This window comes from Streptomyces phaeolivaceus (assembly GCF_009184865.1).
Classification (GTDB): Bacteria; Actinomycetota; Actinomycetes; order Streptomycetales; family Streptomycetaceae; genus Streptomyces; species Streptomyces phaeolivaceus.
Genome location: NZ_CP045096.1, coordinates 7,794,317 through 7,815,332, shown reverse-complemented (window position 1 = coordinate 7,815,332; position 21,016 = coordinate 7,794,317). Strand labels below are relative to the sequence as shown.

The following is a 21,016-nucleotide window of genomic DNA, read 5'->3' as shown; positions in this document are numbered from 1 at the left end:
ATCCGATGGTTCACAGCGTCCTCGCTGTGTTTTCTTCAAAGGAACCTCGTCCCAGCAGAAGCTGGAGACGGGGTATCAACATATCTGGCGTTGATTTTTGGCACGCTGTTGAGTTCTCAAGGAACGGACGCTTCCTTCGTACTCACCCAAGTTGCTACTCAGGCTTTCCTCCGGGCAGTTTCCCTTCGGTCCTGCTGTCTTGCTGTCTTGCGTTTCCGACTCTATCAGATCGTTTTCCGGTCCGATTTCCTCGGCGCTTTCCAGGTTTCCGCTTCCGCGTTTCCCTTTCCGGCGATTCCGACTTTATCAGAGGTTCTGAGTCGGAATTTCCACCCGGTCCGGGCGGCTCCTGACGCGTAGTTGCGTCGGGTTCCCCCCTGGGCGGAGCCGTAAACGTACTGGAGCGGGGCGCCCCGATGCAAATCGAGGAGCCCCGCTCCGGTACGGGCGCTGACGGAGGGTCAGACCTCCACCACCACAGGCAGGATCATCGGCCTGCGCCGGTAGGTGTCGGAGACCCACTTGCCGAGGGTGCGCCGGATGAGCTGTTGCAGCTGGTGGGGCTCGACGACCCCGTCCTGTGCGGAGCGCTCCAGGACCTCGGTGATCCGGGGGACGACCACGCTGAAGGCGGAGTCCTCGATACCGGAGCCGCGGGCCTGGATGTGCGGGCCGGCGGTGATCTTGCCCGTGGACGAGTCCACGACGACGAAGACCGAGATGATGCCCTCGTCGCCGAGGATCTTCCGGTCCTTGAGGGCCGGCTCGCCGACATCGCCGACCGAGAGGCCGTCGACGTACACATAACCGGCCTGGACCTTGCCGGAGATCTTGGCCTTGCCCTCGATGAGGTCGACGACCACGCCGTCCTCGGCGATGACGATGCGGTCGTGCGGTACGCCGGTCAGGGCGCCCAGTTCGGCGTTGGCCCGGAGATGGCGCCATTCGCCGTGCACCGGCATCAGGTTCTTCGGACGGCAGATGTTGTAGAAGTACAGCAGTTCGCCGGCCGAGGCGTGTCCGGAGACATGGACCTTGGCGTTGCCCTTGTGGATGACGTTGGCGCCCCAGCGGGTCAGACCGTTGATGACGCGGTAGACCGCGTTCTCGTTGCCGGGGATCAGGGACGAGGCCAGGATCACCGTGTCGCCCTGGACGATGCGGATCTGGTGGTCCCGGTTGGCCATCCGGGACAGGGCCGCCATCGGCTCGCCCTGCGATCCCGTGCACACGAGGACGATCTCGTGGTCCGGCAGATCGTCGAGGGTCTTCACGTCCACGACCAGGCCCGGCGGGACCTTGAGATAGCCGAGGTCCCTGGCGATGCCCATGTTCCGGACCATCGAGCGGCCCACGAAGGCGACCCGGCGGCCGTACTCGTGCGCCGCGTCGAGGATCTGCTGGATGCGGTGGATGTGGCTGGCGAAGCTGGCCACGATGATCCGCTTGCGGGCGCCCGCGAAGACCTGCCGCAGGACGTTGGAGATGTCCCGCTCCGGCGGAACGAATCCGGGGACCTCGGCGTTCGTGGAGTCGGAGAGAAGGAGGTCGATGCCCTCCTCGCTCAGCCGTGCGAACGCGTGTAGATCTGTGAGGCGGTTGTCCAGCGGAAGCTGGTCCATCTTGAAGTCACCCGTGTGGACCACCATGCCCGCGGGGGTGCGGATGGCCACGGCGAGGGCGTCCGGGATGGAGTGGTTGACCGCGACGAACTCGCAGTCGAAGGGGCCGATGCGTTCGCGGTTCCCCTCGGCCACCTCAAGGGTGTACGGGCGGATGCGGTGCTCCTGGAGCTTGGCCTCGATGAGCGCGAGGGTCAGCTTGGAGCCGATCAGCGGGATGTCGGGCTTCTCGCGCAGCAGATACGGGACCGCGCCGATGTGGTCCTCGTGGCCGTGCGTGAGGACGATGCCCTCGATGTCGTCGAGGCGGTCCCTGACGGACGAGAAGTCCGGCAGGATCAGGTCGATTCCGGGCTGCTCCTCCTCGGGGAAGAGCACCCCGCAGTCGACGATCAGCAGCCGGCCGCCGTATTCGAAGACGGTCATGTTCCGGCCGATCTCGCCGAGGCCGCCCAGTGGGGTGACCCGCAGGCCACCTTGGGGAAGCGGCGGCGGCGGGCCGAGTTCAGGATGCGGATGACTCAAAAGACTCTCCTCACCATGCGCGCCACGTACCCGTGGCACGTGGCGCGCATGACGTTCGTGCAAAAGCAGTTGTGGATGTGGACGCAGGCGCTTTCGTCCTGCCTATTCAGTTGTGAAGTCTCGGGGTGTGACATCGGGTTGTCGCGTCGTACGAAGTCCGGTGCTAGAGCTGTACCCCGCCCGCACCAAGATCGATCTTGAGCTGGGCCGTCTCCTCGGGCGAAAGCTCCACCATGGGGGCGCGCAACGGTCCGGCGGGCAGGCCCTGGAGGGCGAGCGCCGCCTTGGTGGTCATCACGCCCTGGGTGCGGAACATACCGGTGAAGACCGGCAGCAGCTTCTGGTGGATCTCGGTGGCCTTCTGGACGTCACCGGAGACGTACGCGTCGACGAGGGCGCGCAGCTCGGGGGTGACGACATGGCCGACGACCGAGACGAAGCCGACCGCGCCCACGGAGAGCAGCGGGAGGTTCAGCATGTCGTCGCCGGAGTACCAGGCGAGGCCGGAGCGGGCGATGGCCCAGCTGGCGCGGCCGAGGTCGCCCTTGGCGTCCTTGTTGGCGACGATGCGCGGGTGCTCGGCGAGCCGGACGATCGTCTCGGTGTCGATCGGGACACCGCTGCGGCCGGGGATGTCGTAGAGCATCACCGGCAGGTCGGCGGCGTCGGCGATCGCCTTGAAGTGGCGGTACAGGCCCTCCTGCGGGGGCTTGTTGTAGTACGGCGTGACGACGAGGAGACCGTGGGCGCCGACCTTCTCGGCGGCGCGGGCCAGCTCCTTGCTGTGGTGGGTGTCGTTCGTGCCGACGCCGGCGATGATGTGCGCGCGGTCGCCGACGGCTTCGAGGACGGCTCGTACCAGGTCCGATTTCTCCGCGTCACCGGTGGTGGGGGACTCGCCGGTGGTGCCGTTGATGACCAGGCCGTCGTTGCCTGCGTCCACCAGATGGGTGGCGAGCCGCTGCGCGCCGTCGAGGTCGAGTGCGCCGTCCGCCGTGAAGGGCGTGACCATGGCGGTGAGGACCCGCCCGAAGGGGGTCTGCGGAGTCGAGGTCGGAGCCATGGGTAACACGCTACTCGCTGCTCAGGGCGCGGTCTGCCCTCGGGGGGCGGTAAAAGTCAGGACAAATGCGGAGCCCGGCACTGCCTGCTCGGGGGTTCAAGCAGTGCCGGGTCCGTTTGATCAGGCTAGATGAACTTCGCGAAATGCCGCAATACGGACACTTCGCTCGGCTGACCCGTACATCTGTGCCTGGCCGAAAGTCAGCGGTCGGCTAGGGCGCGACCCGGCCGTTCGCGTTGAACGCGGCATGCGTGAGCGGCATCAGCTTCGCCCACTCCGTCTCCATCCGTTCGCCCACCATCTCGATCTCCCGCTGCGGGAAGGACGGGACCTTGGCAAGCTCGTGCTGGGTGCGCAGACCGAGGAAGTGCATCAGCGAGCGGGCGTTGCAGGTGGCGTACATCGAGGAGAAGAGTCCGACCGGGAGGACCGCGCGGGCGACCTCACGGGCGACACCGGCGGCGAGCATCTCCTGGTACGCCTCGTACGCGTGCGCGTACGAGTCCTCCATGACCCGCCCGACCAGCTCCTGCTGGGCCTGCGTGCCCTCCACGAAGACGTACTTGCCGGGGCGGCCCTCCTGGACGAGCTTGCGGGACTCGTCGGGGACGTAGAAGTGGGGCAGCAGTTCCCGATAGCGGCCCGACTCCTCGTTGTACGAGTTGTGCACGACGATCCCGTTGGCGAGGAAGTTGTGCCAAGGGCCTTCGACGGAGAGGTCGTACGTCATCTCCTCGCCGTCCTGCTCGATGGAGACGATCCGGTCCGCGACGGCCTTGGCGATCTCGCCTCCGCGCTGGGCCTGGGCCTGCTCACCGGCGCTCTTGACCGCGTGGCAGGGCTCACAGGCGGGCGCGAGGTTCCGCTCGTCGAGGGCCTGGGTCAGGTCACCGGCCACCGGGACCACATGGTCCAGGGCGAGTTCCGCGCGGGGGAAGTCCCGGCCGCAGAGGTGGCAGCTGTCGGTCTCCTTGATCAGTCGCTCGCGCTGCATGGAGGTCCACACACCGATGCCGCGCCGCAGACTCGGCGGCACCTGGGCCTCCGACGGACGAGGGGTGGTCCCCTCCGCCAGGACCGCGTCACCGACGACCAGTTCCCCGGCCTTGCACCAGCCCTCGGGGGTGAGCACCGCGTGGTCGACCGTGGAGCGGAGCGTCTTCCCGGACTCCGTGGTGATCCTGATGAGCTGCTTCACCCCGGACTCGATGACGTCGACGATCCTGGCCCGCCGGGCCAGCAGTGTCTCCTCGTCGTAGCAGCGCACGTGGTTGCGGCGGACCGATTCGAGCTTGTGGAGGCGGGTGCCGGGGTGGAGCTCCCGGTATTCCGCCACGGCCGACTCGGCCGCCTCGCGGTTCTCGTACAGGCCGAGGTACTGGTTCTTCTCGCCGTGCCGGACCTGGGCCGTCCACTTGCCGGCCCTGCTGTGCCAAGTCACTCCACCGGCGGAATGCGGAAGCCGGTCCTCGACGCCGAGGTGCCAGAGCTCGTACAGCTCGGCGATGGTGCGCCGACGGAGCCGGCCGGCCTCGCTCTCCAACGTGATCTCGGTGTCACCCGCGACGCACCAGCCCACCCGGTGGCGCATGAACTCGCGGAAGACGAAGATCGGGGCGCTGATGAAGAAGGTCATCGAGTTGTGCTCGAAGGGGCTGCCGTGCCGGTCCCGCATGAGGTAGTTGATGAGGCCCTTGGACCGCTCGGGATCCTTCTGCAGCTCCTCCAGGGACTGTTCGCCGGCGGTGGAGACGCGGGCGGCCCACAGCACATCCGAGTCGGCGGCACTGTGCTTCACCAACTCGACGGAGACATCGCTGCGGAAGCTGGGCTTGAGATCGTCGGCGGGGGTGTCGGTCACGGCTCGGAGGGTCCTTCCCATTGCTGCTCTCGGGCGGCGCCCACTCTACGGCCCGGCACCGACAAGGGGCCCGGATGGCCCGAGTTGCACCCCCTTGTGCCCCTGTTGGACCCCCGGGAGTGGTGGGCGGGGGTCCGGCTAGGTAGCCTCACCCGGCGATACCTGTGCGTGGATTGAGTGAGGATCAGCCGTGCCCCTGCCCTTCCTGACCGCCGACCGCGCCTTCGACCAGGCGGTGGACGAAGCGCTGCCCTTCGACGACCGTGACCGCTGGCGGCGCCCCTACCGGCCCGGCCCCTGGCGGGTCGGCGCCGCCGCGCTCCTGCTGCTGCTGGCCTCGTACGTGCTGGTCGCGGCGGTCATCATCGCGATGGCCGAGACTCCGCAGGCGGGCGCGATCTGCTTCGGCGGTGCGCTGCTGGTCATCGGCTGCGCGCTGCGGCTGCTGCGGGTCGGCATCTGGGTGAGCGCGCGGGGCGTGCGCCAGGTGGGCTTCTTCCGTACGCGTACGGCTTCCTGGGAGCCGAGTGTGTCGGTGCGTACCGTGCAGCAGCCGGTGCGGTGGCTCGGGCTGCCGCGGTCCGTGCAGGGGCAGGCGCTGCTCCTCGTCCGCAGGGACCAGGTGCAGGAGTATGTGACGCCGTTGATGACCACGCACAACGCCGACTTCCTGGCGCGTACGGAGGCCTTCGACCGGGCGGCGGACACGATCGAGGCGTGGGCGGCGGAGTACCTGCGCGCCGCGTAGTCGAACAGCTGAGCATAGGGGTGAGGGGCCGGTCCGCTGGTGCGGTCGGCCCCTCGGCCGTGTGCGGGGAGCGCGGTCAGACGGTCGGGGTCGGCCTGCCGTCGTGGAGGGCGATCGCTCGCTGCATCGCCTTGCGGGCCCGGGGTGTGTCGCGGGCGTCGTGGTAGGCGACGGCGAGCCGGAACCAGGCGCGCCAGTCGTCGGGGGCGTCCTCGGTCTCCTCCTTGCGCCGAGCGAAGACCTCGTCGGCCGAGTCCCGGTCGATACGGCCGCTCGGGGTGCGCTTCAACTCGTCGACGGGGAGGCCCCCTTCGGCGTCGAGTTCGGCGGCGAGCTGGTTGGCCCTGCGGACGAACTGGGTGTTCTTCCACAGGAACCAGAGGCCGATCCCCGGCAGGACCAGCACGGCGACACCGAAGGCGATCGTGACCGGTGTGCCGGTCTCTATGAGCAGGACCCCGCGGCTGCCGACCAGGACGAAGTAGACGACCAGAACGGCTGCCGTGACGGCGTAGGTGATCTTCGCGCGCATGACGTCTCCCGGACCGATCAGCCCAGGTCGAGGAAGTGTTCGAGGCCGAAGGTGAGGCCCGGGGCCGTCACCACGCGGCGGGCGCCGAGCAGGATGCCCGGCATGAAGCTGCTGTGGTGGAGGGAGTCGTGGCGGATGGTGAGGGTCTCGCCCTCGCCGCCGAGCAGGACCTCCTGGTGGGCCAGCAGGCCGCGCAGGCGGATGGAGTGGATGGGGACACCTTCGACCTCCACGCCGCGCGCGCCGTCCAGAGCCGTCTCCGTGGCGTCCGGTGCCTGGGCCGTGCCCGCCGCGCGCCGCGCCTCGGCGATGAGCTGGGCCGTGCGGGTCGCCGTACCGCTGGGAGCGTCGACCTTCTTCGGGTGGTGCAGTTCGACGACCTCCACCGACTCGAAGTAGGGGGCGGCCAGCTGCGCGAACCTCATGGTCAGGACGGCCCCGATGGAGAAGTTGGGCGCGATGAGCACACCGGTCTCCGGGGATCCGGCCAGCCAGCCGTTCAGCTGCGCGAGGCGTTCGTCGGTCCAGCCCGTCGTACCGACGACCGCGTGGATGCCGTGGCGGACGCAGAATTCGAGGTTGTCCATGACCGAGGCGGGAGTGGTCAGTTCGACGGCGACCTGGGCGCCGGTCTCGGCCAGGGTCTCCAGCTTGTCGCCCCGGCTCAGGGCGGCGACCAGTTCCATGTCCTCGGCGGCCTCGACGGCCCGCACGGCCTCGGAGCCGATCCGGCCCTGGGCACCGAGGACCGCCACGCGCAGCTTGCTCATTGCTTGGTTCCTTAACTGGGTTTGTCGGGCGACGAGTGGAGTGTCAGGCGACGGCCTCGTGGAGACGGGACGCCTGTTTGTCCTTGAGCGGGCCGATCACCGACAGGGAGGGGCGCTGTCCCAGGATCTCGCGGGCCACGGCCCGGATCTCGTCCGGGGTCACCATGGCGATACGGGTCAGCATCTCGTCGACGGACATCTGCTCGCCCCAGCACAGCTCGCTCTTGCCGATGCGGTTCATGATCGCGCCGGTGTCCTCCAGACCGAGGACCGTGGAGCCGCGGAGCTGGCCGATGGCGCGCTCGATCTCGTCGTCGGGCAGTCCGTGCTCGGCGACCTGGTCGAGTTCGTCGCGGCAGATCTTGAGCACGTCGTGCACCTGGGAGGGACGGCAGCCGGCGTAGACGCCGAAGAGGCCGCAGTCGGCGAAGCCGGACGTGTACGAATACACGCTGTAGGCGAGGCCGCGCTTCTCCCGGACCTCCTGGAAGAGGCGGGAGGACATGCCGCCGCCGAGCGCGGTGTTGAGGACGCCGAGGGCCCAGCGCCGCTCGTCGGTGCGGGCGAGACCGGGCATGCCGAGGACGACATGGGCCTGCTCGGTCCTGCGGCCGATCAGCTCGACGCGGCCGGCCGTACGCAGGGCGCGGCGGCCGTCGCGCGGGGCGATCGGGGCGGCGTCGGCGCGGTCGAGGGCGCCGGCGCTCTCGAAGGCGGCGCGGACGAGGCGTACGACCTTGTTGTGGTCGATGTTGCCGGCGCAGGCGACCACGAGGTGGGTGGGGTCGTAGTGCTTCTTGTAGAAGCGGCGGATACGGTCGGCGCCGAGGGCGTTGACCGTGTCGACCGTGCCGAGGACCGGGCGGCCGAGGGGGGTGTCGCCGAACATGGTGTGCGCGAAGAGGTCGTGCACACAGTCGCCCGGGTCGTCCTCGGTCATCGCGATCTCTTCGAGGATGGCGCCGCGTTCGACGTCGACGTCCTCCTCGCGGATGAGCGAGCCGGTGAGCATGTCGCAGACCGTGTCGATGGCGAGCGGCAGGTCGGTGTCGAGCACGCGTGCGTAGTAGCACGTGTACTCCTTCGCCGTGAACGCGTTCATCTCACCGCCGACCGCGTCGATCGCGGAGGAGATGTCCAGCGCGCTGCGGCGGGCGGTGCCCTTGAAGAGCAGGTGCTCCAGGTAGTGGGTGGCGCCGTTCAGCGCGGGCGTCTCGTCGCGGGAGCCGACGTGCGCCCAGATACCGAAGGTGGCGGAGCGCACGGACGGCAGGGTCTCGGTGACGATACGCAGGCCGCCCGGGAGGGTGGTCTTACGGACCGTACCGATGCCGTCTCGGCCCTTGATCAGGGTTTGGGTACGGGCGACGGCCCGCGCCTCCGTGGAGGTGCGGGCCGTCGCCTTGGAGCTACGGGACGTCACTTGTCGCCGTCGTCCTTCTTGTCCTCGGAGCCTTCTTCGCCCTCGATCACGGGGATGAGGGAGAGCTTGCCGCGGGAGTCGATCTCGGCGATCTCGACCTGGACCTTGGCGCCCACGCCGACGACGTCCTCGACGTTCTCCACGCGCTTGCCGCCGGCGAGCTTGCGGATCTGCGAGATGTGCAGCAGACCGTCCTTGCCCGGGAGCAGCGACACGAACGCACCGAAGGTGGTGGTCTTCACGACCGTACCCAGGTAGCGCTCGCCGACCTCCGGCATGGTCGGGTTGGCGATGCCGTTGATCGTGGCGCGGGCGGCCTCGGCCTGCGAGCCGACCTGGGCACCGATGTAGATGGTGCCGTCGTCCTCGATCGTGATCTCGGCGCCGGTGTCCTCCTGGATCTGGTTGATCATCTTGCCCTTGGGGCCGATGACCTCGCCGATCTTGTCCACGGGGATCTTGACGGTGATGATCCGCGGGGCGTTCGGGGACATCTCGTCCGGCGTGTCGATCGCTTCCATCATCACGTCGAGGATGTGGAGGCGGGCGTCACGGGCCTGCTTGAGGGCGGCGGCCAGGACGGAGGCGGGGATGCCGTCCAGCTTGGTGTCGAGCTGGAGGGCGGTGACGAACTCCTTGGTGCCGGCGACCTTGAAGTCCATGTCGCCGAAGGCGTCCTCCGCACCGAGGATGTCGGTGAGGGCGACGTAGTGCGTCTCGCCGTTGATCTCCTGGGAGATCAGGCCCATGGCGATACCGGCGACGGGGGCCTTCAGCGGCACACCGGCGTTAAGGAGCGACATGGTGCTGGCGCACACGGAACCCATGGACGTCGAGCCGTTGGAGCCGAGGGCCTCGGACACCTGACGGATCGCGTAGGGGAACTCCTCGCGCGTCGGCAGGACCGGCACGATCGCGCGCTCGGCGAGCGCGCCGTGGCCGATCTCGCGGCGCTTCGGGGAGCCGACGCGGCCGGTCTCGCCGACGGAGTACGGCGGGAAGTTGTAGTTGTGCATGTAGCGCTTGCGGGTCACCGGGGAAAGGGTGTCCAGCTGCTGCTCCATCCGGAGCATGTTGAGGGTGGTGACGCCCAGGATCTGGGTCTCGCCACGCTCGAACAGCGCCGAGCCGTGCACGCGCGGGATGGCCTCGACCTCGGCGGCGAGCGTACGGATGTCCGTGACGCCACGGCCGTCGATGCGGACCTTGTCCTTGATGACGCGCTCACGGACCAGGGACTTGGTCAGCGAGCGGTAGGCCGCGCTGATCTCCTTCTCCCGGCCCTCGAACTGCGGGAGCAGCTTCTCGGCGGCCAGGCCCTTGACGCGGTCCAGCTCGGCCTCGCGCTCCTGCTTGCCCGCGATGGTGAGCGCCTGGGTCAGCTCGTCCTTGACGGCGGCGGTGAGCGCCTCCAGGACGTCGTCCTGGTAGTCGAGGAAGACCGGGAACTCGCCGGTGGGCTTGGCGGCCTTCGAGGCGAGGTCGGCCTGGGCCTTGCAGAGCACCTTGATGAAGGGCTTCGCGGCGTCCAGACCGGCGGCGACGACCTCCTCGGTCGGCGCCTCGGCACCGCCCTTGACCAGCTGGATCGTCTTCTCGGTGGCCTCGGCCTCGACCATCATGATCGCGACGTCGCCGTCCTCCAGGACACGGCCCGCGACGACCATGTCGAAGACGGCGTCCTCCAGCTCGGTGTGCGTCGGGAACGCCACCCACTGGTTGTTGATCAGCGCGACGCGGACGCCGCCGATCGGGCCGGAGAAGGGCAGACCGGCCAGCTGGGTGGACGCGGACGCGGCGTTGATCGCGACGACGTCGTACAGGTGGTCGGGGTTGAGCGCCATGATCGTGGCGACGACCTGGATCTCGTTGCGCAGGCCCTTCTTGAAGGACGGGCGCAGCGGGCGGTCGATCAGCCGGCAGGTGAGGATGGCGTCCTCGGAGGGACGGCCCTCACGGCGGAAGAAGCTGCCGGGGATCTTGCCGGCCGCGTACATCCGCTCCTCGACGTCCACCGTGAGGGGGAAGAAGTCGAGCTGGTCCTTGGGGTTCTTGGAGGCGGTGGTGGCCGACAGCACCATGGTGTCGTCGTCCAGGTAGGCCACGGCCGAGCCGGCGGCCTGGCGGGCCAGACGGCCCGTCTCGAAACGGATGGTGCGGGTGCCGAAGGAGCCGTTGTCGATGACGGCCTCGGCGTAGTGGGTCTCGTTCTCCACTAGCAAATTCTCCGATACTTTTCGTCTTTCGTCCCTGGGCCTGCCCGTGTGGCAGGGGGACGGTGGCGGAGAAGCGCGCCGTCTGGTGCGGGCCGGTCTTCGATCGAAGCCCTCGGGGTTCGCAATCCCCCGGGGGCCACTACCGAGGACCGGCGGCGGCGAGGTGCGCTTCTCCTCGTGCGTGGTGCCTTCGTTTCGCGTGCGGTCGTCCGTGTCCGGGCGCCCTCACACCGTGTCGTGCGTATTGCGTTGTGCTACCACACTACAAAGGGGTGGTGACACTCCGCACGTTTCCGCACGTACCTACAACAAAAGGAGCGGTCCCCCTTTCCCGGGAACCGCTCCCCTCACGGCGTCTTACTTGGCGCCCGCCGCACCGCGACGGATGCCGAGGCGGTCGACCAGCGCACGGAAGCGCTGGATGTCCTTCTTGGCCAGGTACTGCAGCAGACGGCGACGCTGACCGACCAGGATCAGCAGACCACGGCGGGAGTGGTGGTCGTGCTTGTGGGTCTTGAGGTGCTCGGTCAGGTCAGAGATACGGCGGGAGAGCATCGCGACCTGCACCTCGGGGGAGCCGGTGTCGCCCTCCTTGGTACCGAACTCGCTGATGATCTGCTTCTTCGTAGCGGCGTCGAGCGACACGCGATACTCCTCATGAGTCTCTTCGGTGCCACCGAGTGCCCCTGGTCTTCTTCTCAGGGGGGCTTACGTGACTCGGGTGGCCGGGATCCGTCGGCGCGGTCTCCGGGGTCCGCGAAGGAGCCCCGGGTGCGAACACAGACGGCCAGGAGACAGGTTACCAGTGCGACAGGACCGCTCATGCCGCCCCGCCTGCTGTGACGGAGCGACCACCCCTCGTCACGGTCGTCCTTGGGCGAACCCCTGAGCAGCGGGAACGGCAGCAAGTAGGGTGACCGCACAGTGCGTTGGCGCGGAGGAAGGATCGAAGCCGTCATGGCCGAGGCCGAGGACAAAGAACGCAAGGCACGCAAGGAGCGGGAGAAGGATGAGCTCTACGCGCTCGACATCTCGGGCGTCGAGTGGCACAGCGCACCGGGCACGGAGGAACACGAGGAACGGGTCGAGATCGCGTACCTCCCCGAGGGCGCGGTCGCGATGCGCTCGTCCCTCGACCCCGACACCGTGCTCCGCTACACGGAGGCGGAGTGGCGGGCCTTCGTCCTGGGCGCGCGGGACGGGGAGTTCGATCTGGAGCCGGCTCCGCACAACGGGGGGCTGGACGTCGCGCAGTGACGTCGGTACGGCGGACGACGAGTACATGAACAACTGAGTCCTTCGGACACGACGATGCCCTCGCGGGTGGCGGAGCCCACGGCGAGGGCATCGTCGTGTCCGGTGTCAGGGCATCGTCGTGTCCGCGCCGTGGCGATGCGGCTGCCTTCATGTCCCTTGGCTGCTCGGGCCGCTGTCGCGGGCGCGGAGCCGGTCGCTATCCGGGCGGGTGTGACGGAGCGGGCGGGAGCGGAGGGGTGGACGGGCCTGCCGTCGTCGTGCTTGCGGTGATTAGGCTGGGACCGGGGGCGCGCATCAACGACGTCACGACGACACGGCTCGTACGACCAGAACGGTCGGCCCCGGCACGGCTTTGAGGGTGCTCGACCACACCAGGAGGAATTGTGAACAGCGATCCGGACGGGATCCGCGGGGGCTGGGCCACACCCGGCGATGACCAGTCCGACGCGGAGTCCGCCATCGAGACGACGGGCGAGTTCACCATCGACTACGCGCCGCCTGCCTGGTACACGCAGAACGCGTCGTCGGCAGGGGCCGGTTCGGAACCTGGCTCGGAACCTGGTGCGGCTGCGGGTGCCGGTGCCGACGCGGGGGCGAGTACGGGGGCGGGGGCGGTTCCTCCGGTCGCCGGGCCGCCGGTGCCGCCGCCAGTGCCTCCGGCGGCTCCGCCGGTCGGTCCTCCCGCCGGTGCGCCGGGCGCGCCCGCCGTGGCGCCGGGCGCGGTTCCGCCTCCCTGGCCCCCGGTGGCCGCCGCGCCCCAGGCCGACGGCGACAGTGGGGACGTCGACAGTGGCGCGACCATGCGGATCTCCGCTGCCGCGCTGAAGCGTGAGATCGGGGACACTGCCGCGCCTGCCGGTCCGGTGGCTCCTCCGGCTGCCGCTCCGGCTGCAGCCCCGTCTGTCGGTGCGGGTTCGCCTGCGGGGGCGGTGCCGGACACCGGTGTGGTCGCGGGTGCCGCTTCCGGTGGTGAAGTGGGCTCCGGTGACTTCGAGTTGAACGCGCCTCAGGTGGCGGAGGGGGCGTCGGGGTCGGACGCCGACTCCGGTGCCGGTTCCGACTCCGGTTCCGGTTCCGGTTCCGGTGATGCCGATGTCGTGCAGCCTGGCGAGGTGGTCCCCTCCGGTGATGGTCAGGAGGCCAGCGGTCAGGGGGGCGACGGTGGTGCTGCCGCCGAAGGGGAGCAGCCCGGCGAGGCCTCGGCCGACGCAGGCGTGCACCCCGGCGGCGACGCGAAGCCGGAAGGGGTCTCCGAAGGGGTCGAGCCGGCGGATGCCGCCCCGCAGGACATCGTTGCGGCGGCTCCGGCTCCGCAGGACCCGCCTGCCCAGGACCCGGCTGTCCAGGGCGCCGTCCCGCAAGGCGCCGTCCCCCAGGACGCCGCTCCTCCTCAGGACTCCGCCCCCCAGGACACGAGTTCCGGCACCGCGGAGCCCGCCGTACCCGCTCCGGGCGCCCCCGGTGACGTACCGCAGACCCCTCCCTCCTGGACGCCGCCGGTGCCGAATCCGCAGGGTGGGCTTCCGCCGTTGCCGCCCGCGTTCCAGTTGGCCGAGGCGGCTGGACCTGCTCCGGGAGCGCAGTGGCCGCCGTCCGCGCCGGTGTATCCCGAGACGCCCGGCCAGCAGCCGACGGCCCCGCAGGGGGAGCCGTCCGTGCCTCCGCACCAGCCCTTCCACCCGCAGGCCCCGCAGGGCGCGCCCGCGGGCTGGGGCAACCCGATCGACGCCACGCCGGGTACACCGGGCGTGCCCAACGCCCCGGTCCCGCCTGCCGCCCCCGGTGCGCCGGTCGCCCCGGGCCCGACGCCCCCGCCCGGCCAGCAGCCGACGCCCCCGCAGGTTCCCAACGCCCCCTCCCCCGCCGGTTACGGCTTCCCGCCCCCGGGCGCACCGGTACCCCCGCAGGCACCCATCCCCCAGCAGGGCGGCTACGGCTTCCCCCAGCCCCCCGCCCAGCCGGCGCAGCCGGGACAGCCCGGTCAGCCCGCCGCCCCCACCCCCGGTTACGGTTTCCCGCCCCCCGGCGCACCCGTACCCCCGCAGGCACCCATCCCCCAGCAGGGCGGCTACGGCTTCCCCCAGCCCCCCGCCCAGCCGGCGCAGCCGGGACAGCCGGAGCACCCCGGCCAGCCCAACACCCCGGGTGCTCCCGCCCCCCAGGCCGGCTACGGCTTCCCTCAACCCCCCGCTCAGCCCGGACAACCGGAGCACCCGGGTCAGCCGGGCCACGCCGGTCACCCCCACCCCTCCGCGCCCTCCGCGCCGTCCGCGCCGTCCGCGCCCAACGCCCCCGTCGACCCCCGTACCGGCGCCGCCTGGCCCCAGCCCGTGCAGCACGATCAGCGGCAGCCCACCAATCCCGGTGTGGCGCCGCTCGGTTACACCGCGGCGGTCGAGCTGTCCTCCGACCGGCTGCTCAACAGCAAGAAGCAGAAGACGAGGAGCAGCCGTCCGGCGTCGGGAGGTAGCCGGTTCAAGCTGGGCGGGAAGAAGGAGGAGGCCGAGCGGCAGCGGAAGTTGGAGCTGATCAGGACGCCGGTGCTGTCCTGCTACCGCATCGCGGTCATCAGCCTCAAGGGCGGCGTGGGCAAGACCACGACCACCACCGCGCTCGGCTCGACGCTCGCCACCGAGCGGCAGGACAAGATCCTCGCGATCGACGCCAACCCGGACGCCGGCACACTCGGCCGTCGCGTGCGGCGCGAGACCGGGGCGACCATCCGTGACCTCGTCCAGGCGATCCCGTACCTCAACTCGTACATGGACATCCGGCGGTTCACCTCGCAGGCGGCCTCCGGGCTGGAGATCATCGCCAACGACGTCGACCCGGCCGTCTCCACGACGTTCAACGACGAGGACTACCGGCGCGCGATCGACATCCTCGGCAAGCAGTACCCGATCATCCTCACCGACTCGGGAACCGGGCTGCTCTACAGCGCCATGCGCGGGGTGCTCGACCTCGCCGACCAGCTCATCATCATCTCGACGCCGTCCGTGGACGGGGCGAGCAGCGCCAGTACGACGCTGGACTGGCTCTCCGCGCACGGTTATCAGGACCTGGTGGCACGTTCGCTCACGGTCATCTCGGGGGTGCGCGAGACCGGCAAGATGATCAAGGTGGAGGACATCGTCTCCCACTTCGAGACGCGCTGCCGCGGTGTCGTCGTCATCCCCTTCGACGAACACCTTTCCGCCGGCGCCGAGTTGGACCTCGACATGATGCGGCCGAAGGTGCGGGAGGCGTACTTCACGCTCGCCGCGATGGTCGCCGAGGACATCGCCCGCCATCAGCAGTCGCACGGCCTGTGGACCTCGGACGGCAACCCGCCGCCGGTGGTCGCCCCGCCGATGCCGGGACAGCAGATGCCGGGCCAGCCCTATCCGCCGCAGCAGCAACAGGGGCAGCCGTACCCGCCGCAGCAGGGCCAGCAGCCGTATCCCGGCCAGCCCCAGCCCTATCCGGGTCAGCCGGCCCCCGGCCAGGCTCCGGGACCCTACGGCCACCCCGGCCAGCCCGCCCCGGGCCAGCCGTACCCGCCGCAACAGGGCCGGCAGCCCTACCCGCCGGCACCGCCGCAGCAGTAGCGCCGGAGGGCGAGACACGAGACGGCTGAGGGCCCGTACCGTTCAAGATCCTTGAACGGTACGGGCCCTCAGCCGTGCGTCAGGCACAGCGCATGGCCTCGGGGACTACTCCCCCGCGTACGCGCCGATCAGCTCCCGGCACCTCTTCACGTCCTCGCCCATCGCCACGAGCAGCGCGTCGAGGGAGTCGAACTTCGCCTGGCCGCGCACGAACGCGAGGAAGTCGACGGCGACATGGAGGCCGTAGAGGTCGAGGCCGACGCGGTCGATGGCGTACGCCTCGACCGTGCGCTCGGTGCCGTCGAACTGCGGGTTCGTGCCGACGGAGATCGCGGCGGGCATGGCCTCGCCGTCGACGTGCAACCAGCCGGCGTAGACGCCGTCGGCGGGGATCGCGGTGTGCGGGAGGGTCTCGACGTTGGCCGTCGGGAAGCCCAGTTCGCGCCCGCGCTGGGCGCCGCGTACGACGACGCCCTCGACGCGGTGGGGGCGGCCGAGGATCTCGCGCGCGCCCTCGACATCGCCCTCGGTGACCAGCCGCCGGGTCAGCGTGGAGGAGAACGGCTGTCCGCCGCCCGCCTCGCCGGTGACGAACAGGTCGACGACCTCGACGTCGAAGTCGTACGTCTTGCCCTGCTCGGCCAGGAACGCCACGTCCCCGGTGGCCTTGTGGCCGAAGCGGAAGTTGGGGCCCTCGACGACGGCCTTGGCGTGCAGCTTGTCGACCAGGACCTTGACGACGAAGTCGGCCGGGGACAGCCGGGAGAACTCGGTCGTGAAGGGCAGCACCAGGACCGCGTCCACGCCCTGCTCGGCCATCAGTTCGGCGCGGCGGTGGTGCGGGGCGAGCAGCGGCGGATGGGTGCCGGGGCGCACGACCTCGCTGGGGTGCGGGTCGAAGGTGACGGCGACGGAGGGAACGCCCAGCTCACGCGCGCGCTCCACGGCGTGCCGGAGGATCAGCTGGTGCCCTCGGTGCACCCCGTCGTAGGAACCGATGGTGACGACGCTGCGCCCCCAGTCCTCGGGGATGTCCTCCAAGCCACGCCAGCGCTGCACTGTGACCGCTCCTCATCGAACCCGTGTCCGTATTGACGCCTGACCCTTGAGCACCCCCTAGGGTGCCATGCCCGGTGGCCTCGGCCCGCATCGGCATCCGGCCTGTGACCCGGAGCACGGAAAGTCGCCGCTTTCTCACGCGGACACCCGTACCCCGGGGGCCTCTCTCACGCCCTGTACGCCTTGTACGCCCGCCAGGTTCTCGATCATTCGGCGGGTGCTCGGCCCGACCACCGCCGCCCACTCCTGGGGCGTGCCGTTGAGCCAGCCGGCCACCCGTCCCGCGAAACCGGGCACATGGCGGGCCAGGTCGACGAGCGCCCAGTCGAAACGGGTCGCCCCTTCGGGCGTACGGACGAGCAGCATCCCGACCCGATGGACCAGCGCCCGGGTGTCCCCGATGTCACCCGACCCGTCCGCCGCTCCCTCCGCGCCCGCCTCGGCCCCGCGCGCGGCGGCGGCCCGCAGCAGCGCGTCGAGGACGGACGGGTCGCGCTCGGTCGCCATCAGCAGGTCGAGCAGTTCACGCCGCAGCGGGCCGGAGGCCTGGGTGCCCGGCTCGGCGAAGACCGCCGCGAGGGCCGCGCGGACCTGTACGGGGCCGTCGACGATGAGGCCGCTGACCAGCGGGAACAGTACGGCGCGGGTGCCCGGACCGTGCTCCAGCCTGCGGTCGACGTACGCGGCGACCTGCCCGGCGACCTCGGGGCGCAAATCGACGATCTCGCGGACGAGGAGGGTGACGCGGCGCGCGAGGCCGGGGGTGGTGACCTCGGCGAGCGTGCGCAGGGCCTCCCCGTCGGAGCCCTCGGGGCCCGGGGTGCGCAACCGGGCGCGGAAGGCGTCCAGGACCGGGTCCGGGTCGGTGGCGAGCGCGGTGACCAGGGCGCTCGCGGGCAACTGCGGATCACCGGCCGCGAAGCGTTCCAGTGCCTGCGGCAGATGGCGCGACCTGGTCCGCGGATCCCGGACGAGCAGGGCGAGGGCGCCGCTGTGCAGGGTGACGTCGGCGGGGCGGCCCAGCAGGGCGAGCGCGGCGTAGCGGAGGAGCTCCCGGTCGGCCTCCGCGCGTACGTGCGGAGCGGTCCGCAGCGCGTACGCGAGCCCCGCGACCCGGCGCGCCGGGCGCTCGTCGTGCGCCCATCGGTCGACGGCCCGGCACACCGCCGAGGGCTCCTCCTCGGACAGGACGGCGAGCAGCTCGTCGCCGCGCCGGTGCGCGCTGTCGACCAGCGCCTCGATCAGGTCGTCCAGGGCGCACCGGCGACGGGTGTGCAGCAGCGCCTGCGCGGCCGTCGCCACGGTGGCGTCCGGGGTCGAGACCAGCGGGGTGTCGTCGGGGAACCAGCGGGTGAGCAGCGGCTGTACGCCGGTGGGGTCGGCCGCGAGGAGCCGGGAGACCACGTCCAGATAGCGGGACCCTTCGCCGGTGGGCGGGTCGGCCACGACGAGGCGTCGCAGCAGGTCGAACCGTTCCGCCTCGGGCAGCGGCAGCGCTGCCCAGAAGTCCGGCCCGAACTCCCCCGGTACGCCCCGGCCCTGGGCCCGCCAGGCCCCGATCCGCTCGGTGAGGAAGCGCAGCACCCTGGTGTACGGCGTCGCGTCGGGCACCCGGAGCAGGACCTCGCCCAGGAGGCGGGTGGCCCACCAGGTCGGGTCGTCGGGGGCCGGGCCGCCGGGTGGCAGCAGTGCGTCCAGGGCGTCGAGCAACTCCTCCAGGCGGCCCGCGAGTTCGGTGGGCCCCTGCTGGCGGCCGAGGAGGAGCAGGGCGTGGACGACGGGGCCGATGCGGTGGCGGGGGACGGGGAGGTTGCGGGTGGCCCGGCGGGCCTGCCTGCGGACCCGGGCCTCGGACGGCATGGTCCCCCAGCCGCGCCGTGTCTCGGCCTGGGCGACCCAGCCCCGGTGCACCAGCGCGTGCAGGGCCGCGTCGAGGTCCAGGTGGGCGCCCTGGATCCAGTCGGCCAGCTCCTCGTGGGCGAAGCGGTAGCCGTCACCGGCCGGGACGAGCAGGCCTTCGGTGAGCACGGCCGAGGCCCAGCCGGTGGTGCCGCCGAGCCGCCGCCCGGACACCGGCCCCCAGGGGAACACGGCCTCGAACGCCGCCCGGTCCAGCTCCCCCTGTCCGGGGCCCAGACATCGCCGGGCCGCCTCGTGCACCTGCCCGGAGACCTGCGCCGCGAGCCGTCGCACGGCCGTCCCCCGCACTCCGTTCCCCACGGCCAGCCGCACGGCGACCCGCAGACACATCAGATCCAGATAGGCGGCCAGCACCTCGTCCCGGTCCGGGCGCCCTGAAGGGTTGGAGGACGCGGGCGGGCCGTAGGGGGGCGGGGTCGAGCCGCGGGAGGACGGCCCCGTGGCCGAGGAGGGTGCCGCAGGATCGGACGGGCGGGCGCCGCCCGCGTCGACACGCTCACCGAAGAGCGGCGTGCCGACGCCCGAGGAGGCCTCCGCCCGGCCGTACCCGCATCCTCCCGCGCCCGGCCGACCGCCCCGATCCGCGCCCCGGTCCCCGCCCCCGTCACGCGGTCCGGCGGAGGCGCCATCCTCGCCGGGCCGCCCGGCCGGGGGCTCCGGCAGCGCCGCCCGTACCTCGGACAGGAGCCGCAGGGTGAGCGGATGCCGGGCGTCGGTCCCGGCGAGCGCGTCCTCAGGGATGCCGTACCGCAGCCGGGCCCGCCGGGCCTCGCTCTCCGTCAGGTCCCCGAGCCGTACGCAGGCGGGCAGCGTCTGCCCCTCCTCGCCGGACGCCTCCCCGTACAGCAGCTCGGCCGGGAACCGCGCCCCGGCCCGCTCCCAGTACTCGGCACGGCAGGCCACCACCAGCCGCGCCCCGTTCTCCCGCAGCCACTCGGCCGTCCCGGCGGTCCACTCGGCCAGCCGGTGCGCGAGTTTCGGCGGCATCTCCTCGGGCCCGTCGAGAAGCAGCAGCAGGGGCCGCCCCGCCGCCCCCGCGAGCCGTGCGAGCCGCTCCGGCCGGATGTCCCCCAACTCGCCCTCGTAGCGGCCGGGCAGCCACGGCCGCCCCACTCCGGCCCGCGCCCCTGCCGCGTCGTCGGCACCGCCCGCCGCGTCCCAGCCCCCGGACGCGGCGAAGGCGGCGGAGAAGTCCGAGGCGGCCCATCCGCCCGACGCGGCGGACCCGGCGGCGCCACCGCAGCCGCTGGATCCGCCGGCCCCCGATGAGCCCGATGAGCCTGACGAGCCCGATGCCCCGCTCTCCTCGGCCCCGGCCGCCGGCACCGACGACGCCGCCACGATCCGCCCCGCCCGTTCCAGCGCGCGGCGGGCCGCGTCCGCGACGGAGGCGTCGTCGGAGAGGAGGTCGGCGCCGCGGAGCCAGAGGGTGGGGGCCGGTTCGGGGCCCCGGCCGCGCCGGGCGGCGAGGGCGGCCAGCTCTGTCGTACGGCCGCTGCCGGGTGGGCCGACGAGGCCGAGGACCGTCGACGGGCCTTCGGCGAAAGCGGTGAACTCGCCGACGACAGCGACCCGTTCGACGGGGGCGGGCGCCCCGGTCGCCGCGACGGCTCCGGCGCCCGCCTCCGGCCCGTCCGACCCGACGGTGGTGGCCGTCAGCTCCAGCACCCCGGCCAGGTTCAGATCGGCCCCGTACGCCCCCACCGTCGCCGCGTTGCGCGCGAGCAGCTCGGCCAGCGGCCGTTCGGCCCGCCATCCGCGCAGGGGTACGGCGAAACCGGTGGCCCGGTGCTGGGCCTCCAGCGCCGTGCCGAGCACGCCCACGACGGCACCGGTGGTCGCGTCGAGGACCGGTCCGCCGGCCGCGCCCCCGCCCAGCCGCAGCGCCTCGCTCCCGGCCGTGCCGATCGCCAACTCCAGGGCGCCGCGCAGCAGATGGAAGCCGTCGGTCGCCGTGTAGGTGACGTCCGCCGTGCCCAGCACCCGTGCCTCGCGCCAGCCGCCGGCCGCGATACGGACGTAGGCGCCCGTGTCGACGTCGTCCCGCAGGGCGAAGGGCAGCGGGTCCACGCAGAGCCCCTCGGTGCGGATGAGCGCGAGATCGAGGGCGGGCAGCGGGGTCACCGCGTCGGAGGTCACCACGCAGACGCGGTCGCCGGTGGCGCGCACCACGATCCGGGCCAGCCCGTCCACCGCCTCGTGACTGGTCACGACGGTGCCCTGATGATCGGCCACGAAGCCCGTGCCGCGTGGTCGTCCCGCCAGATCGCCGACCCGCACCAGGACTTCGTCCCGCGCCGCCCGGCGGCCGTCGTCGGTTGCCCGACGGCCCCGTACCGCCATGTCCTGACCTCCCCGTCGTACCTGTGTTCCGACGGTAGGCACGTGAAGATCAGCGGAACAGATCTCGCGGCGAACGCGCCCCCTTCCGCT

12 protein-coding genes and 2 pseudogenes are annotated in these 21,016 nt (G+C 71.4%); 3 read left to right on the top strand and 11 right to left on the bottom strand.

Features of this window, described 5'->3' with window-relative positions; genetic code table 11:
* Nucleotides 1–461: 461 nt before the first annotated feature.
* The 4 genes and pseudogenes from F9278_RS35985 to F9278_RS35975 all read right to left on the bottom strand — a co-directional run.
* A complete protein-coding gene (locus F9278_RS35985; RefSeq protein WP_152172024.1) occupies nucleotides 462–2,147 on the bottom strand; it encodes a ribonuclease J in 1,686 nt (561 codons plus the stop codon).
* A gap of 163 nt (nucleotides 2,148–2,310) precedes the next feature.
* Nucleotides 2,311–3,210 carry a 4-hydroxy-tetrahydrodipicolinate synthase gene (gene dapA / locus F9278_RS35980; protein WP_152172023.1) on the bottom strand — a complete coding sequence of 300 codons (900 nt, stop codon included), beginning with the start codon at nucleotides 3,208–3,210 and terminating at the stop codon, nucleotides 2,311–2,313.
* Between the two features lie 211 nt (nucleotides 3,211–3,421).
* A pseudogene (gene thyX, locus F9278_RS48300) lies at nucleotides 3,422–3,871 on the bottom strand (FAD-dependent thymidylate synthase); the annotation flags it as partial.
* 3 nt (nucleotides 3,872–3,874) lie between these two features.
* Nucleotides 3,875–5,071 (bottom strand): annotated as a pseudogene (locus F9278_RS35975) (FAD-dependent thymidylate synthase); the annotation flags it as partial.
* Between the two features lie 190 nt (nucleotides 5,072–5,261).
* Between F9278_RS35975 and F9278_RS35970 the strand changes: the two are divergent.
* Nucleotides 5,262–5,819, top strand: a complete 558-nt coding sequence (locus F9278_RS35970) for a hypothetical protein (protein ID WP_152172021.1) — start codon at nucleotides 5,262–5,264, stop codon at nucleotides 5,817–5,819.
* A gap of 76 nt (nucleotides 5,820–5,895) precedes the next feature.
* Here F9278_RS35970 and F9278_RS35965 read toward each other — a convergent pair whose 3' ends face one another.
* The 5 genes from F9278_RS35965 to rpsO form a co-directional block, all read right to left on the bottom strand.
* Complete coding sequence (locus F9278_RS35965) at nucleotides 5,896–6,351, bottom strand: tetratricopeptide repeat protein (protein WP_152172020.1); 456 nt, start codon at nucleotides 6,349–6,351, stop codon at nucleotides 5,896–5,898.
* A 17-nt stretch (nucleotides 6,352–6,368) separates the two neighbouring features.
* Complete coding sequence (gene dapB, locus F9278_RS35960) at nucleotides 6,369–7,121, bottom strand: 4-hydroxy-tetrahydrodipicolinate reductase (protein ID WP_152172019.1); 753 nt, start codon at nucleotides 7,119–7,121, stop codon at nucleotides 6,369–6,371.
* A gap of 43 nt (nucleotides 7,122–7,164) precedes the next feature.
* Nucleotides 7,165–8,544, bottom strand: coding sequence for a M16 family metallopeptidase (locus F9278_RS35955; RefSeq protein WP_152172018.1), 1,380 nt, complete (start codon nucleotides 8,542–8,544; stop codon nucleotides 7,165–7,167).
* Nucleotides 8,541–10,760 carry a polyribonucleotide nucleotidyltransferase gene (locus tag F9278_RS35950; protein ID WP_152172017.1) on the bottom strand — a complete coding sequence of 740 codons (2,220 nt, stop codon included), beginning with the start codon at nucleotides 10,758–10,760 and terminating at the stop codon, nucleotides 8,541–8,543. The genes F9278_RS35955 and F9278_RS35950 overlap by 4 nt, the downstream gene beginning before the upstream one ends.
* A gap of 357 nt (nucleotides 10,761–11,117) precedes the next feature.
* On the bottom strand, nucleotides 11,118–11,405 hold the full coding sequence (gene rpsO / locus F9278_RS35945) for a 30S ribosomal protein S15 (RefSeq protein WP_030041128.1): 288 nt from the start codon (nucleotides 11,403–11,405) through the stop codon (nucleotides 11,118–11,120).
* A gap of 312 nt (nucleotides 11,406–11,717) precedes the next feature.
* Between rpsO and F9278_RS35940 the strand changes: the two genes are divergently transcribed.
* The gene (locus F9278_RS35940) at nucleotides 11,718–12,017 is read left to right on the top strand and encodes a DUF397 domain-containing protein (RefSeq protein WP_152172016.1); all 300 of its coding nucleotides are present in this window, start codon (nucleotides 11,718–11,720) and stop codon (nucleotides 12,015–12,017) included.
* A gap of 383 nt (nucleotides 12,018–12,400) precedes the next feature.
* Nucleotides 12,401–15,604, top strand: coding sequence for an SCO5717 family growth-regulating ATPase (locus F9278_RS35935; protein ID WP_152172015.1), 3,204 nt, complete (start codon nucleotides 12,401–12,403; stop codon nucleotides 15,602–15,604).
* A 105-nt stretch (nucleotides 15,605–15,709) separates the two neighbouring features.
* Here F9278_RS35935 and F9278_RS35930 read toward each other — a convergent pair whose 3' ends face one another.
* Both F9278_RS35930 and F9278_RS35925 read right to left on the bottom strand, forming a co-directional pair.
* Nucleotides 15,710–16,663 (bottom strand): bifunctional riboflavin kinase/FAD synthetase, encoded by a 954-nt coding sequence (locus tag F9278_RS35930; protein WP_152172014.1) that lies wholly within the window; start codon nucleotides 16,661–16,663, stop codon nucleotides 15,710–15,712.
* Nucleotides 16,664–16,798: 135 nt separating this feature from the next.
* A complete protein-coding gene (locus F9278_RS35925) occupies nucleotides 16,799–20,926 on the bottom strand; it encodes a trypsin-like peptidase domain-containing protein (protein ID WP_152172013.1) in 4,128 nt (1,375 codons plus the stop codon).
* Between the last annotated feature and the right edge of the window lie 90 nt (nucleotides 20,927–21,016).